We start from the raw sequence: 14,724 nt of genomic DNA on the forward strand, positions 1-14,724 counted from the left end.
AATTCAATTTTAAATAAAAATCGTAGGAGTCATCAGCCTGTTTTGGCGGTTTTGGCGGTACTCCATCGCCATTGTTCCAAATGTATAAAATTTAGTTATTTGTTGCAAAATCTTTATCACCTTTGTGCAGCTAACTTTAAACCATGGATTTTACACCCGAAATAAAAGACAAACTCCACCAACTACAGGAAAAGTACACAGCAATGGGGCAAGATATGGCATCGTACCTCGATGGACTTTTATATGCCGATTTCTTAACCTATTGGGATTACATTCATTTGGATACTTTGCTGAGTTTGCAGAATCCTAAAACACCAATACCTGATGAAGAGATTTTCATCATGTACCACCAGATTACCGAACTTTATTTTAAACTTGCACTGCACGAATGCAGGCAGATTGCGGAGCATGAAAATTTGACTGTCGAATTTTTTACTGCACGGGTAAAACGGATCAATGCTTATTTTAATGCCTTAACTACCTCTTTTGAGGTGATGGTTGATGGTATGGAGAAAGAACAGTTCCTGAAATTCCGGATGTCGTTATTACCTGCCAGTGGATTCCAGTCAGGCCAGTACCGGATGATCGAGATCTGTGCTACAGATTTCATCCGATTAGTAGACAAAACAAAACGAGAAGAACTAAGTACCGCAACAATAGAAGAACAATTCGAAAATATTTATTGGAAATTCGGTGCAACAGAACTGGCTTCGGGCAAGCAAACTTTAACCCTAAAGCAATTTATTAAAAAGTATTCAGTTCAATTTTTGCAACTGGCCAAAGACCGTACTTTAACTAACTTCTCGGCTTTATATCATCAATTACAGGCCAATGGAGCCGATGTTTCTGCCCTTGCTGAAGAATTACGTAAGCTGGATTTATATGTAAATGTAGAATGGCCGTTGTCGCACTACAAATCGGCTGTACGTTATTTAGAGAAAGATCCCGTTGATATTGCTGCAACTGGTGGAACTAACTGGCAAAAGTATCTGCCTCCGCGTTTTCAGAAGAGAATCTTTTATCCGTTTCTATGGACCGATGTGCAAATGGAAGAGTGGGGTAAAGGCTGGGTGCTTAGTGTACTTAAAACACTCAAAAACAAAGATTAATATTGCAAAAAGCTATTAAAAAAGCCTGTTTTTTCTTAATTTGCGCAAAATAATTAATGACAGAATGAGTGAGTTATTGAATTAGAGAATGAGTGGGGAGAACACTCAATCATTCGATCATTCATCCATTCAAAATTCAAATACAATGACCGAGACATTAGATATAAAAATCACTAAAACAGATCAAACACGTTTGACTGTTACTGATTTTTCACAATTACCGTTCGGTAAGGTTTTTACCGATCACATGTTTACTGCCGACTATGAAGATGGCGAGTGGAAAAATTTACAGATTCTTCCTTATGGGCCGATTCCGATGAGCCCTGCAATTTCCGCACTTCATTACGGACAGGCAATTTTCGAAGGATTAAAGGCTTATCGCCAGCCAAACGGAAAAATTAGTGTCTTCCGTGCTGATAAAAACTTCGAACGTTTTAACAAATCAGCAGCGAGAATGTCGATGCCAGGCATTCCCGAAGAAATTTTTATGCAAGGTTTGGCTGCATTGATTAACGTTGATGAGAAATGGGTACCTAATCAGGAAGATTATGCTTTATATATCCGTCCGGTAATGTTTGCAATGGATCCCTATTTAGGTGTTAAGGCATCTGATACCTATAAATTTGCTTTGTTAACTACACCAACTGGTCCATATTACAGCAATGCATTAAAAGTTAAAATCGAAACTGAATTTACCCGTGCAGACGAAGGTGGTGTGGGTTTTGCCAAAACTGCTGGAAATTATGCGCGTTCGTTATATCCTTTCGAGCAGGCTAAAAAAGAAGGCTACGATCAATTGATCTGGACAGATTCGGTAACACATGAGTTTATTGAAGAAGCTGGAACAGCCAACTTGCTTTTTGTAATTAATGGTAAACTGGTTACGCCATCAGTTCGCAGTACTGTTTTAGATGGTGTAACGCGTGATACCATTATTAAATTGGCTAAAGATGCTGGGATAGAAGTAGAAGAACGCAGGGTTTCTGTTAAAGAAGTAATTGAAGGAATCGAAAACGGAAGCTTAACCGAAGCTTTTGCCGCAGGAACTGCAGCTACAGTAACGCATATAGGCGAAATGGGCTATAACGGTCAGATCTATAAATTAACTGATCCATCAACAAGACATATTTCTAATGGTATTGCTAAAAAACTGAACGATATCCGTTACGGCTTAGCACCTGATGAATTTGGTTGGAACTGGGTTTTATAATACGAAACCTTAAAAAGAAACCCCGATGTATATTCTGCATCGGGGTTTCTTTTTTTGTATTATCGTCATGCTGAATTTATTTCAGCATCTTAAGACCCTGAAATAAATTACCTTCGGTGAGCTCGCTAAGGCTCGGTTCAGGGTAACGATAGTGGGAAGAGGATATTCTTATTTATCCAAAATCACCACGCCTTTGGCTTCGAATGCCAGTTCCTTTTTAGGATCGGTAATTTTAGCTACTTCTTCAGGAGATTTTTTAGCGTCTTCGGCATAATGGCGTAAAGTTTCTACTGAGATGGTCTGTTTCTTCGCTAAGCCATCCAAAACCACTTTTTTGCCAACAATATCCATTGGCATAAAGAAAGCGTAATCTTTAAAAGTTACCCGCATTGGATCGCCATTAGGCATTTCTAATGTCATCCAACAGCCTTTTTTCTTACATACATCTACTACCTTACCTTCGATTTTCATATCGACAGTTTTTTTATCACCCATAGCAGCTTCCATTTTTGCAGCTGGTTTTACATCGCCTGGTTTAACTTCTTCTCCAAATTTTTGACCAGTATATGCGGTTTGGGCAAATGAAAATGCCGTAAATAGGCAGAAGCCCAAACTTAGAATGATTTTTTTCATGATTTTATAATTATCCGGTTATGATCTACTCAAAGTTATTTAAAATTTTTCTAAGTAGTGAAAACAAAAAATCCTCGCTAACATCCGTTAACGAGGAAAATCATCCCTATAATTGTATAAATCAAATTCTATGATTTACATATTAATTTTATAGGCAAACCAAAAACCAAAACTTTAATCTTTGCTTTGGTTATGATTAATATTCTTGTATTCAGTAAGTTATTTTTTTTATGCTGGTTTTATTAATAATCAAAGATGTTGTAGAAACGTAGAATATTATCTTCTTTGTGAGGAATGTTGTTGAGTTATTTCCCCACTCCTTTTTTATCCAAAAACAAGACCGAATACTTCTTCTATTTTACTCACTGCTTTAATCTCAAGGTTGTATTTTTCTGTTGCAATGCCTTTCAAATTGTATTTAGAGATGTAAATGGTTTCGAAACCCAATTTATCTGCTTCAGCAATGCGTTGTTCGATTCTGTTTACTGCTCTTATTTCTCCAGATAGACCTACCTCTGCAGCAAAACAATTTTTTGAAGACACTGGGATATCCTGATGCGATGATATAATGGCAATTAATATAGCCAGGTCAATCGCAGGATCTTCAACTCTAATTCCACCGGCGATATTTAAGAAAACATCTTGCGTACTTAACCGAAAGCCGCAACGTTTTTCTAAAACAGCTAAGAGCATATTCATTCTCTTGGTATCAAAGCCTGTTGCAGAGCGCTGAGGGGTGCCATATGCAGCTGAGCTTACCAAGGCTTGTGTTTCGATTAACATCGGCCTGGCGCCTTCTAAAGTGGCAGCTATAGCAATTCCGCTCAACTCTTCGTCTCGCTGTGATAACAAGATTTCAGAAGGATTGGAAACTTCTCTTAAGCCACTGCCTTGCATTTCGTAGATACCCAATTCTGCTGCTGCACCAAATCGATTTTTGATAGATCTTAAAATGCGATAAACATGGTGCCTGTCGCCTTCAAATTGCAAAACCGTATCAACCATGTGCTCGAGTATTTTAGGCCCTGCAATAGCACCATCTTTAGTGATATGGCCAATTAAAAAAACCGGCACACCGGTTTCTTTTGCAAAACGTAATAGTTCTGCGGTACATTCCCTTACCTGCGATACGCTGCCAGGCGTTGAATCGATATGTGCGGAGTGCAATGTTTGAATCGAATCAACCACCAGGATTTCAGGCTCAAGGATCTCGACCTGCTTAAAAATATTCTGGGTCGAAGTCTCAGTTAGGATATAGCAATCAGATGATGGACTTTCTTTAATCCGTTCGGCCCGCATTTTAATCTGTTGTTCGCTTTCTTCACCAGAGATATAGAGCAGCTTTTTGCCTTTTAAATTTAAAGCCAGTTGCAGCATTAAGGTCGATTTGCCGATGCCCGGTTCGCCACCAATTAAAACAAGCGAACCTTCTACCAGTCCACCGCCCAATACGCGATCGAGCTCTTTATCGCCAGTTAGTATTCTACGTTCTGTTGATGATTGAATCTCGTCTACCTTACTCGGTTTGCTAAGCTTTCGGCTGGTATTGTCGGTTTTCCAGGTAGGTACCGATGCCGGGCTTTTCTCTACGATCTCTTCAACAAAGGTATTCCATTGGTTACATGATGGACATTTACCCAACCATTTTGCCGATTCGTAGCCGCAGCTCTGACAGAAAAATGCACTTTTCGATTTTGCCAATTGATTAAAATTTTAGATTACGAATTTAACCTTTCAGGATTGAAAGTGTTTTTATTTTTTTGAACAATTAATCCTTTGCCCGAATTGCATTTTACTTCAAACCCCGCAGGTTTTCAAAACCTGCGGGGTTTGAAACATCACTATGAAATGCAGCGCCATTGTTGATAAACCTGATAGAACGGAAAGCCCGGAGCGAAGAATGAGTGAGGACTTGGAGGTATAGCGGGGCTAAGTGACCAAAACGCACTGGACAGTTGTTTTCCAAAAATATTGACCGCCTAAGTCATCTGAGCGCAACTTAGCGAGTCGCTTAATTAATATTGCAGGTTTGAATATGCTTAAACAAGAAAAGCCCGGATTTAAAAAATCCAGGCTTTCTGCTAAATGAGTTTTGAGTTATAATTTAATCTCTTCATCTTTTGCAGAGATGAAGTGAAACTCGGTTAAATAATATGATGATTGTGCCTTAACTTTAATCCATTGGCCATATTTAAAGAACCAGCGGCGTTGAAGGTTGAAAATGCCTTTTGTAATGTAAGCTTCGATGTATGGGTGTACGCAAAGTGTTACGCCTTTTTCATTCTGCTCTCTTAAGATATAATTAAGGTTGTTCTCAATATCATCCATTAAAACGATACTCGCTTTAATTTCTCCGGTCCCATCGCAGGCCGGGCATTTTTCTACCGTAACAATATTCATTTCCGGACGAACACGTTGTCTGGTAATTTGTACCAAACCAAATTTGCTTGGAGGCAAAATAGTGTGTTTGGCTCTATCCAATAACATCAGCTCACGCAAATAATCGAATAGTATTTTACGGTTTGTTGGTTTGTGCATATCGATAAAATCGATTACCACAATACCGCCCATATCGCGCAAGCGCAGTTGACGGGCAATTTCTTTAGCCGCCTCTTTGTTTACCTGTAAAGCATTCTCTTCTTGATTTTCTTTACTGGCAGTACGGTTTCCACTGTTCACGTCTATCACGTGGAGTGCTTCAGTATGCTCTACAACAAGGTAAGCACCACCTGGTAAGTTTACTGTTTTTCCGAAAGCATTTTTAATCTGCTTTTCTACACCAAAATGATCGAAGATGGGTTCTTTCTGTTTGTACAGTTTAACGATTTTTTCCATTTCAGGAGAAATATCGTGAACATAAGAACGGATATCATCGTACAGCTCTGGTGTACTTACGTAAACGTTTGTAAAATCAGGGTTCAGAATATCACGGATTAACGTTGATGATCTGTCCATTTCTCCCCAAACTCTTTTTGAAGGCTCGGTAGATGGCACTTTTTTAATGAAGTTTTCCCACTTAGCAATTAAATCTAAAAGATCTTTTTGCATTTCGGCAACCCCTCGGCCTTCAGAAACGGTTCTGATAATAACCCCAAAATTTTGAGGTTTAATACTTTCAATAATCTTTTTTAAACGATTACGTTCGGTATTACTTTTAATTTTTTTTGATACAGATATGGTATTGGAGAATGGCACCAGTACCACATACCTGCCGGCAATCGAAATGTCGGAACTTAAACGCGGACCTTTTGTAGAAATTGGTTCTTTAGCAATTTGTACAGGTAGGAGCATGTTTTTACTCAGCACATCAGAAATTTTGCCTGCCTTATTAATATCGGCTTCTAGCTTTAAATTATCTAATAATGTGCCTGTAACCGAGCCATTACGCTTGATCTTCGTTAGCTTAATTAAAGATTGCACCTGAGGGCCCAAATCAAAGTAATGCAAAAAAGCATCTTTTTCATAACCAACATCCACGAAAGCAGCATTCAGTCCAGGCATAATTTTTTTAATGCGGCCTAAATAAATATCGCCTACGGCGTAGTTAGTATTGATTTGTTCTTTGTGAAGCTCAACAAGTTGTTTGTCTTCAATCAACGCTATGGTAACTCCGGCAGGAGTCGAATTGATAATTAATTCTTTTACCAACAGCTACAGATTTAAGGCTTTCGCCTATTAACAAATGGATAGTAAATAAAAACAGTGATATAGCCAAAAAGCATACAATAAAAAAATCATATAATTATTTAAACCTCATAGTGCTTACTATGAGGTTTAACTGGCTTTATCAAAATAAGAAACTATTTTTTCTTATGTCTGTTTTTTCTTAAACGTTTTTTACGTTTGTGGGTAGCCATTTTATGTCTCTTTCTTTTTTTACCGCTTGGCATAGTTTTAAGTTTTAAATGTTTTTATTAATCTGTTAATTAATTTTTATTCTTTAGTTCAGCCACCTTCTTATCAATGAATGAAGATAAGGTTGAGTTAGCCGCTAATTTTTTGCTTGATAGGTAAGCATTTACTGCTTCTTTATTTCTGCCTAAATTTTCTAAAGCTGTTCCTAAATAAAAATAGGCTTCAGGGGTTGGAGCAACGGCAATTACGGTGTTAAAACGAGGAATTGCTTTATCAAACTGACCTGATTTTATCGAGAACAACCCTAAATTCATATTCGCCTTTACATTTTTAGGTTCTTTGGCAACAACTTCTAACAACATTGCAATACCCTGCATTGGTGCGCCTAAGCCGTTTACAATAGTTACACCTAAGCCTGTTTTAGCCTCAATGTTTGTAGAGTCTTTCTCTAACGCATTTTTATAAGATAGATTGGCTTTCTGCAATAAAACAGGCTGCGCGATGCTATCTTGTGTGCTTTCAAAAGCTTTTATAAATTGATTACCGGCAGCTAACCACGATTTTGATGATGGTTCGCCTTCGGCCACAATTTCTAAATACAGTGCAGACGGAGTAATTTGTTCAACATCGTCCCATTTCTGAGCCAGTTGTTTAGCAAGTTCAATCTTTTCTGCACCGTTTGCGCCTTTGTAGCTGTTTTCTAAAGCTGTAATATCTGTAGCCAAATTTTTATTGATTACATTTTTTGCAGCAGTAGATGAAGTTTCGAGGTTTAGTACCGAGGTTGTTGATGGAGAACCTGCTCCGGCCATTGGGCCACTTGAAGGCATTTTTCCATTTTCTTCTGTTGGTTTAACCAAACCCTTAATGTCTCTTGTAAATAAGAATGCAACAAGTAATACAATCGCTCCAATAACAATGGTTTGTTTAGATCTGATGTTGCTATTCATATATAAGACTTAGGCTTCTACGTTAATTTTTTTTGAATTACTTTTCACTTTATCAACAAATACTTTTGCTGGTTTAAAGCTAGGTACGAAGTGTTCTGGGATAATTATTGCAGTGTTTTTTGAGATATTTCTCGCAGTTTTTTGCGCTCTCTTTTTAACAACAAAGCTTCCGAAGCCTCTAACGTATACATTTTCACCGCCAATCATGCTGGTTTTGATAACCTTGAAAAATGCCTCAACTGTTTCCTGTACATCAACCTTCTCAATTCCGGTTTTTGTTGATATTTCTGAAATAATATCTGCCTTAGTCATATTTTATTATTTATTATATTATTATGTTTTAATATTACTACTGTTTTGGGGTTGCAAAAGTATTGCTTTTTAATGAGATAGGGAAATAAAAGATGATTTTTTTATCACTAGACTTATCAGGCAATTGCAAGTTTTTTTTTAATCGGATAAATAGACCGTAATTTGCAGCAATGACATTTCAAAATGAACTCATCAATTGGTACCTGATAAACAAAAGAGATTTGCCCTGGAGGCATACCAATGATGCTTATACCATCTGGTTATCAGAGGTTATATTACAGCAAACACGGGTAGAACAAGGGCTCCCGTACTTTAATAGGTTTTTAGAAAATTTTCCTACCGTTGCAGATTTTGCCAATGCTACCGAGGCCAAAGTTTTAAAGCTTTGGCAGGGCTTGGGTTATTACTCGAGAGGTAGGAATATGCATGCAACTGCTCAGATTGTAGTGAAAGATTACCAGGGAATCTTCCCAAATCTACATGATGAACTCTTAAAATTGAAAGGAATTGGAGAGTATACAGCTGCCGCAATCTCTTCTTTTTCATCTGGTGAAGCACGTGCTGTGGTAGATGGAAACGTATTTCGGGTGCTCTCCAGGTTTTATGGTTCAGCTACGCCAATAAACACTCCAGCCGGAAAAAAAGAGTTTTATACATTAGCTAATGATTTGCTGTATAAAGAAGACCCTGCCTTATATAATCAGGCTATTATGGAGTTTGGGGCCATGCAGTGTAAACCAAAATCGCCCAATTGCGGCATTTGCCCGCTTAGCCAGGAGTGTTATGCTTATAACCACGGCCTGGTAAATGTACTTCCGGTTAAAATTCGAAAAGCCGAGCAAAAACACCGGTACCTTAATTATTTTATTTGTGTTGAAGATGATAAAGTATTAATCAGGGAGAGACAAGCGGGAGATATATGGCAGCACTTATATGATTTCCCCAGTTTAGAAACAACCGAAAAATACGAGTGGAGCAATTCATCATTCGTCGATCAGGTAAAATCTGTATTCGGAAATAAGGCCGATTTTGCATTTATAAAAACCCAAAAACATATATTAACACACCAAATTATCCATATACAATTTTTTGCATTAAAAAATTATATATTTAACTTTAGTAAGCAAAAGGAACTTAATTGGGTTTCTTTAACTAAGTTAGATGAGTTACCGCAACCAAAAGTAATCCATGATTTTGTTCTGGAATATTTTTATAAAGACAAAATGGAGTAACTAACCATCTTATTCGGTGCGCATTTACAAAACGAAACAACTAACCAAAAATATTTATGTCTGGGATTAACAAAGTTATTTTAGTAGGCCACTTAGGCAAAGACCCTGAAGTGCGACATTTAGACGGTGGCGTAACAGTAGCCAGCTTTCCATTAGCTACATCGGAAACATACAACAAAGACGGTAAGAGAGTAGAACAAACAGAATGGCACAATATTGTGTTATGGCGGGGATTGGCTGAAGTAGCTTCCAAATACCTGCAGAAAGGAAAGTTGGTTTATATAGAAGGCAAGCTAAGAACGAGATCCTTTGAAGATAAAGAAAAGGTTAAAAAATATGTAACAGAGATTGTAGCAGAAAACTTTACCATGTTGGGTAGAAAAAGTGATTTCGAGCAAAGTCCAACAACACCAACGCATCAAAGCGCTGAGACTAAAATTGATGATGAATTTACAATTGGCCCATCAGATGAAAATGGAGATCTTCCGTTTTAATTTTAAGGGCTTAAATGAATAAAAAAAAGCTACCTGATGAGAGGTAGCTTTTTTTATGCGCTAAAATGAAGATGCAAAAAAAAACTCCTGCCGGTTTTGTTGGCAGGAGTTTTTTGATCAATACTAAAATAGTTAATTAATTTTAGTGTAGTAAATATTTAGCTTTATCTTATTTGCAGTTGCATCGCTAGCACCTATAATCGATCTTTCAGCAGATGTGGCACTGGATACTCTCTGAAAGTCGGTATAAGATGTAGGGGCTAAAAATGTGCCGTAATCTTCAATATTTTTATCAATCAGGCTCTGAACATAGCTGGTTACAATAAAGATATAACGTTTCTTTAACGAATCGAAATAACCGCCAAATAGTGCTGCCCCACCAGAAGCACTGCTTGAAAATGTGGTATAATCAGGTATATCGGCAGCTTGATGGGCAATATCCCAACGATATAAAGAAAGTCGCTGTGCGGCATTAAAAGGGTATGCTGGCGCACTTTCACCTAGCTCTACTACTAATTCTGCCTTATTGATAATTGCTTTCCCGTAAGTACCCTTAAAATTTGTCAATTCTGGGAACGTTAACTTGGTTTTTACGCCAGCTAAACCTTGTAAATAAGTTACGCTATATGGAGCCGAAGGATTTGGGGTTGTAATCTGATCCTGTACGGGTGTTCCGGCATAATCGTGTTTAATATTAGCAGCAATACCGGAAATTACATTTGCCGTTTGTGCACCATTCGTAACCATCCTTCCGATAGGGAAATTTACACTTGTAGTATCTACACCGTTTGATGAGTTGGTTTTTTTCCAAACCAGTTGAAGGTAAGAGTCAGCTCCCGAAAAGTTAATAAATGCAATCCCTCCAACACCAGTAGAAGAGGTTTTATTAATCTGTGCGTATAAACCTTTAAATGATTCTATAAATTTAGTGTCTGTTGCAGTTCCTGCAGTACCTAAGTTTAATATGGCATTTTGTATAAATGCCTTGTTTAAAGGGATTCTAATCTGCGCAGGCACGGTTTTTAAGGTATCAGCTTTGCCTGGAACAATATCTAATACTTTTCTTTTGGTATTTGGCGCCAGCTTACCCGTAAAGTTACCTAAAAGCGTATTGTTAATCGATTGTACATCAGAGCTTTTATAAGTAGTAACCTTATTGGCTAACTGATAAACATCAATACTGTATTTAGAATTGGTGGTATCACCGTAAAATTTGGTTAATGTAGATGTTGTATCAATTTTTAATACCAAAACTGCCGAGTCTAATACAGGAGAAGTACCGAAATCGTAACTTGTACTCACCGGGTAAACCGTTAATGCTAAAGCGGCTTCGGTTTTTCCAAAGACAGGGTCTACCATATATCCCAGCGGATAACGGTTTAATCCATAGGTATTGGCAGGATCTTCTTGTACAAGTTGAGACTTAACCGGAGATACGACCAAGGTTCCGGTAATGGCTGTAGACGGATCAACATCTAAACCCACACCATCGGGATTTTTGCATGATGCAAAAAGAAAAAGACCTATCAACAGGGTTAATAAGTCTTGTTTTGTAAATTTCATATTTAAAATAATAATACCTTAATTAAGCAAGTGAAACCAGTTCATCATTCGAAATTTCTTCATAAAAAGTATAGAAGTTTTCGAAATTCTCGGTTAAGTTAAAAGCTAATGTTGGCTTATTGGAATCTTTAACAAATTTTAACACATCTTTATCTAGGTTTTCATCTGCTAAAACTACTGCATCTGAGTGTGTTATCGCGCCAATGTGCATGCTGTCGCAATCAGATGGTAAGAATGCTTTCGTATCATCTTCAGTCATATTGGCCATTACTGCTTTCTTAGAAAAATTAGCATTTAATTTCTCCGTAAAGCCGTCCTCATAAATAGAATATACTACTTTAGAATTTTTAAAAGTAGGATCGTTTTTATAAGTCGTTTTAATATAAGCAGGGACTAATGCGCTCATCCATCCATGACAGTGAACGATATCTGGCGCCCAGCCTAATTTTTTAACAGTTTCCAATGCACCTTTACAGAAGAAAATCGTACGCTCGTCGTTGTCGTCGAAGAATTTTCCGCTCGCATCTCTAAATACTTGTTTGCGCTGGAAATATTCTTCATTGTCTAAGAAATAAACTTGCATGCGTGCAGCTGGGATGGAGGCTACTTTAATGATTAAAGGATTATCGTTGTCATCGATAATGATGTTCATTCCTGATAAGCGGATTACTTCGTGTAAACGATTTCTTCTTTCGTTGATGTTGCCAAATTTAGGCATCAAGATACGGATTTCGAATCCTTTTTCTTGCATTGCTTGTGGTAATTGGCGTGTGATTTCAGAAATTTTAGTAAGCTCGAGGAAAGGCGACATCTCGTGTGTAACAATCAGCAGCTTCGTTTTTGCCATCTCCATATTCTAAGAAAATATTAAGTTAAATAAAAGATAATGAGCTGCAAAGGTAAGCATAATAATACTATTTATCAATATAGCAAGCATTTGTTTGGTTTCGTTTAGATTAATTTACACCTTTACGGCTTTAATTTAGTTTGTCCAAATTGGAAATATTTAAAACCAAAGCAGCGCTTAAGGCTTTTTTAAAACCCTTAAAAGCATCAGGTAAAAAAATAGCACTTGTGCCTACCATGGGTGCCTTGCATAATGGCCACATATCGTTGATAAAACTGGCTCAACAGAATGCCGATATCATTATCTGTAGCATTTTTGTAAATCCAACGCAATTTACAGACCCTAAAGATTTAGAGAAATACCCGCGCCCTATAGAGCATGATTTAGCTATGTTAGCAGATGTTGGTTGTAACGGGGTGTTTATGCCTAATGTAGATGAGATGTATCCTGCCGGGGCCGATGAGGCCTGGCACATTGATTTGGGGAATGCCGAATTTCTATTGGAAGGCGAATTTAGGAAAGGCCATTATCAGGGCGTAACGCAGATTGTAAAAAAATTGTTTGATGCTGTTGAACCCGATGTGGCCATGTTCGGACAAAAAGATTTCCAGCAGGTATTAATGATTAAGAATATGCTGGCTTATTTTAAGCTGCCTATTACTATTATTACCTGTCCGATTATCCGCGAAGCCGATGGTTTAGCCATGAGCAGCCGAAATATCCATTTATCGGCCGATGATCGCAAGCATTCGCTCGTGCTGAGTAAATCGCTGCAGTTCGTTATCGATCATTTTAACGAATATTCACTGTCAGAATTAGAAGATAAGGCCAAATCATTCTACCATAATATAGATGGCGTGGAACTCGATTATTTTACAATAGCAAATGGCGATACGCTAGAACCAGCCAAATCAAAACATGAAAATAACCTGATTGCACTCGTTGCTGCAAAAGTAGGTTCGACCAGGCTGATCGATAATATGATAATTAAATAGAATCAAGACATCAGTATCAAGAATCCAAAGCCAGCTGAAAAAATCTTTCTTGGTGTTCTTTGTGTGGTTCTTTCTTTTAGCTTTAAGCTTTGGTCTTTCAGCTTTCTAGAAACTCCAAACTGATGACTGAAAACTCCAAACTGATTACTAACTTTGCCGAATGGTTATCACAATATTAAAATCGAAAATACACCGTGTTAAGGTAACACAAGCCGAATTGAACTACGTAGGCAGTATTACGATAGATGAAGATTTGATGGATGCAGCTAACATTATCGCTAATGAAAAGGTGCAGATTGTAAATAATAATAATGGTGCACGTTTCGAAACTTATGTAATTAAAGGCGAACGCGGTACCGGAACCATCTGTTTAAATGGTGCAACAGCCCGTTTGGCACAACTAGGCGACATTCTCATCATTATGTCTTACGGCTCATTGCCGATAGAAGAAGCCAAAAAATACAATCCAATATTGGTTTTCCCTGACGATAATAACCACTTGCTAAAATAACCTTGTGATATTCGACCTCAAAACAGCGCTAAAATATATCATCCTGTTTTTAATCGGGATAGGGGTTTTATATTTAGCTTTTAGAGGTCAGGATTTAGGAAAGATCTGGCAGGAAATTAAAACCGCCAACTACTTTTGGGTAATTACTTCTGCATTTGCAGTATGGATTGCTCATGTGTTACGTGCTTTGCGATGGCAAATGCTGTATAAATCCATTCATTACAAGGTGAGTTTCTGGAATGCCTACCATGCCGTAATGATCGGCTATCTGGCTAACCTCGCTTTACCGCGCTTCGGAGAGATTGGCCGCTGTTCGGTTATCCAAAAAGCCGAAAAGGTGCCCATGTTTGCTTCTATAGGTACCGTAATTACCGAGCGGCTATTTGATGTGCTGATGCTTTTTCTTACCAGTTTGGCGATGCTGGTTTTTCAGTATGATATTGTAGCCGATTTTCTTTATCAAACCATATATCTTAATCTTGTTAAAAAATTAAGTGCGATTAACTATTTGTGGTTGGTTGGTTTGGGTATCGTTATTCTGCTGCTCGTTGCTGTTGCAATATATTTTCTCCGTCAAAAATTTAGTAAAAAATTCTTACGCATTTTTGTAAGTCTGCGCCAGGGATTTGGCTCGTACAGTAAGTTAAAACGAAAAGGATTATTTTTAACTTATACACTAGGGATATGGCTTTTCTACTCACTTTCTATGTATTTCGCCTTTTCATCTATTCAAGCTACTTCGGGATTACATTTTAATGCTGCATTTACTGCAATTGTTTTCTCTGGCTTTGCTATGGCAGCCCCTGTTCAGGGTGGTATTGGTGTTTTCCACTGGATGGTTGCCCAGTCGCTGGTACTTTATTCCATTTCTTTTAAAGATGGGCTGGCTTACTCAACCATTATTCACTCTTCGCAGGTACTGCTTATTTTAATTTTAGGCAGCCTGAGCCTGTGTAAGATCTTATTCAATAGAACGCTATAAGTTTATTCTCCATGTTCTGATAAGGCTACTA

14 protein-coding genes and 1 riboswitch are annotated in these 14,724 nt (G+C 37.7%); of the genes, 7 read left to right on the forward strand and 7 right to left on the reverse strand.

All coding sequences use genetic code 11. From position 1 onward, the window contains the following. Positions 1–16: 16 nt before the first annotated feature. A riboswitch (Fluoride riboswitch) is annotated at positions 17–79 on the reverse strand. 64 nt (positions 80–143) lie between these two features. Together H9N25_RS21615 and H9N25_RS21620 are read left to right on the forward strand one after the other, a co-directional pair. Further along, positions 144–1,109, forward strand: coding sequence for a tryptophan 2,3-dioxygenase family protein (locus H9N25_RS21615; RefSeq protein ID WP_190327200.1), 966 nt, complete (start codon positions 144–146; stop codon positions 1,107–1,109). Between the two features lie 145 nt (positions 1,110–1,254). Further along, positions 1,255–2,319 (forward strand): branched-chain amino acid aminotransferase, encoded by a 1,065-nt coding sequence (locus H9N25_RS21620; RefSeq protein WP_167296149.1) that lies wholly within the window; start codon positions 1,255–1,257, stop codon positions 2,317–2,319. Between the two features lie 168 nt (positions 2,320–2,487). Here the strand turns inward: H9N25_RS21620 and H9N25_RS21625 are convergent, their stop codons facing one another. The 5 genes from H9N25_RS21625 to H9N25_RS21645 form a co-directional block, all read right to left on the reverse strand. Continuing rightward, the gene (locus H9N25_RS21625) at positions 2,488–2,952 is read right to left on the reverse strand and encodes a DUF4920 domain-containing protein (protein ID WP_169502631.1); all 465 of its coding nucleotides are present in this window, start codon (positions 2,950–2,952) and stop codon (positions 2,488–2,490) included. A gap of 324 nt (positions 2,953–3,276) precedes the next feature. Beyond that, entirely contained in the window at positions 3,277–4,653 is a 1,377-nt protein-coding gene (radA, locus tag H9N25_RS21630; protein ID WP_190327201.1) for a DNA repair protein RadA, read from the reverse strand. 396 nt (positions 4,654–5,049) lie between these two features. Beyond that, the gene (locus tag H9N25_RS21635; RefSeq protein WP_167296152.1) at positions 5,050–6,600 is read right to left on the reverse strand and encodes an Rne/Rng family ribonuclease; all 1,551 of its coding nucleotides are present in this window, start codon (positions 6,598–6,600) and stop codon (positions 5,050–5,052) included. A 278-nt stretch (positions 6,601–6,878) separates the two neighbouring features. After that, positions 6,879–7,757: a tetratricopeptide repeat protein gene (locus H9N25_RS21640; protein WP_167296153.1), complete on the reverse strand. Its 879-nt coding sequence runs from the start codon at positions 7,755–7,757 to the stop codon at positions 6,879–6,881. A 9-nt stretch (positions 7,758–7,766) separates the two neighbouring features. Beyond that, positions 7,767–8,069, reverse strand: coding sequence for an HU family DNA-binding protein (locus H9N25_RS21645; RefSeq protein ID WP_025143406.1), 303 nt, complete (start codon positions 8,067–8,069; stop codon positions 7,767–7,769). A gap of 170 nt (positions 8,070–8,239) precedes the next feature. Here H9N25_RS21645 and mutY point away from each other — a divergent pair, with 170 nt between their 5' ends. Then, on the forward strand, positions 8,240–9,301 hold the full coding sequence (gene mutY, locus H9N25_RS21650; protein WP_190327202.1) for an A/G-specific adenine glycosylase: 1,062 nt from the start codon (positions 8,240–8,242) through the stop codon (positions 9,299–9,301). Positions 9,302–9,357: 56 nt separating this feature from the next. Then, entirely contained in the window at positions 9,358–9,795 is a 438-nt protein-coding gene (locus H9N25_RS21655; protein ID WP_167296155.1) for a single-stranded DNA-binding protein, read from the forward strand. Positions 9,796–9,927: 132 nt separating this feature from the next. On the opposite strand, the gene H9N25_RS21660 is transcribed toward H9N25_RS21655, so the two are convergent. Together H9N25_RS21660 and H9N25_RS21665 are read right to left on the reverse strand one after the other, a co-directional pair. Continuing rightward, entirely contained in the window at positions 9,928–11,358 is a 1,431-nt protein-coding gene (locus H9N25_RS21660; RefSeq protein WP_190327203.1) for a DUF4270 domain-containing protein, read from the reverse strand. A gap of 22 nt (positions 11,359–11,380) precedes the next feature. Next, the gene (locus tag H9N25_RS21665; RefSeq protein WP_223833471.1) at positions 11,381–12,205 is read right to left on the reverse strand and encodes a glycogen/starch synthase; all 825 of its coding nucleotides are present in this window, start codon (positions 12,203–12,205) and stop codon (positions 11,381–11,383) included. A 149-nt stretch (positions 12,206–12,354) separates the two neighbouring features. Here H9N25_RS21665 and panC point away from each other — a divergent pair, with 149 nt between their 5' ends. From panC to H9N25_RS21680, 3 genes are all read left to right on the forward strand, one after another. Beyond that, a complete protein-coding gene (gene panC, locus H9N25_RS21670; protein ID WP_167296158.1) occupies positions 12,355–13,200 on the forward strand; it encodes a pantoate--beta-alanine ligase in 846 nt (281 codons plus the stop codon). Between the two features lie 160 nt (positions 13,201–13,360). Then, on the forward strand, positions 13,361–13,711 hold the full coding sequence (gene panD / locus H9N25_RS21675) for an aspartate 1-decarboxylase (protein ID WP_055909206.1): 351 nt from the start codon (positions 13,361–13,363) through the stop codon (positions 13,709–13,711). 4 nt (positions 13,712–13,715) lie between these two features. Next, a complete protein-coding gene (locus H9N25_RS21680) occupies positions 13,716–14,693 on the forward strand; it encodes a lysylphosphatidylglycerol synthase transmembrane domain-containing protein (RefSeq protein WP_167296159.1) in 978 nt (325 codons plus the stop codon). Positions 14,694–14,724: the final 31 nt, after the last annotated feature.

This window comes from Pedobacter riviphilus, from assembly GCF_014692875.1.
Taxonomy (GTDB): domain Bacteria; phylum Bacteroidota; class Bacteroidia; order Sphingobacteriales; family Sphingobacteriaceae; genus Pedobacter; species Pedobacter riviphilus.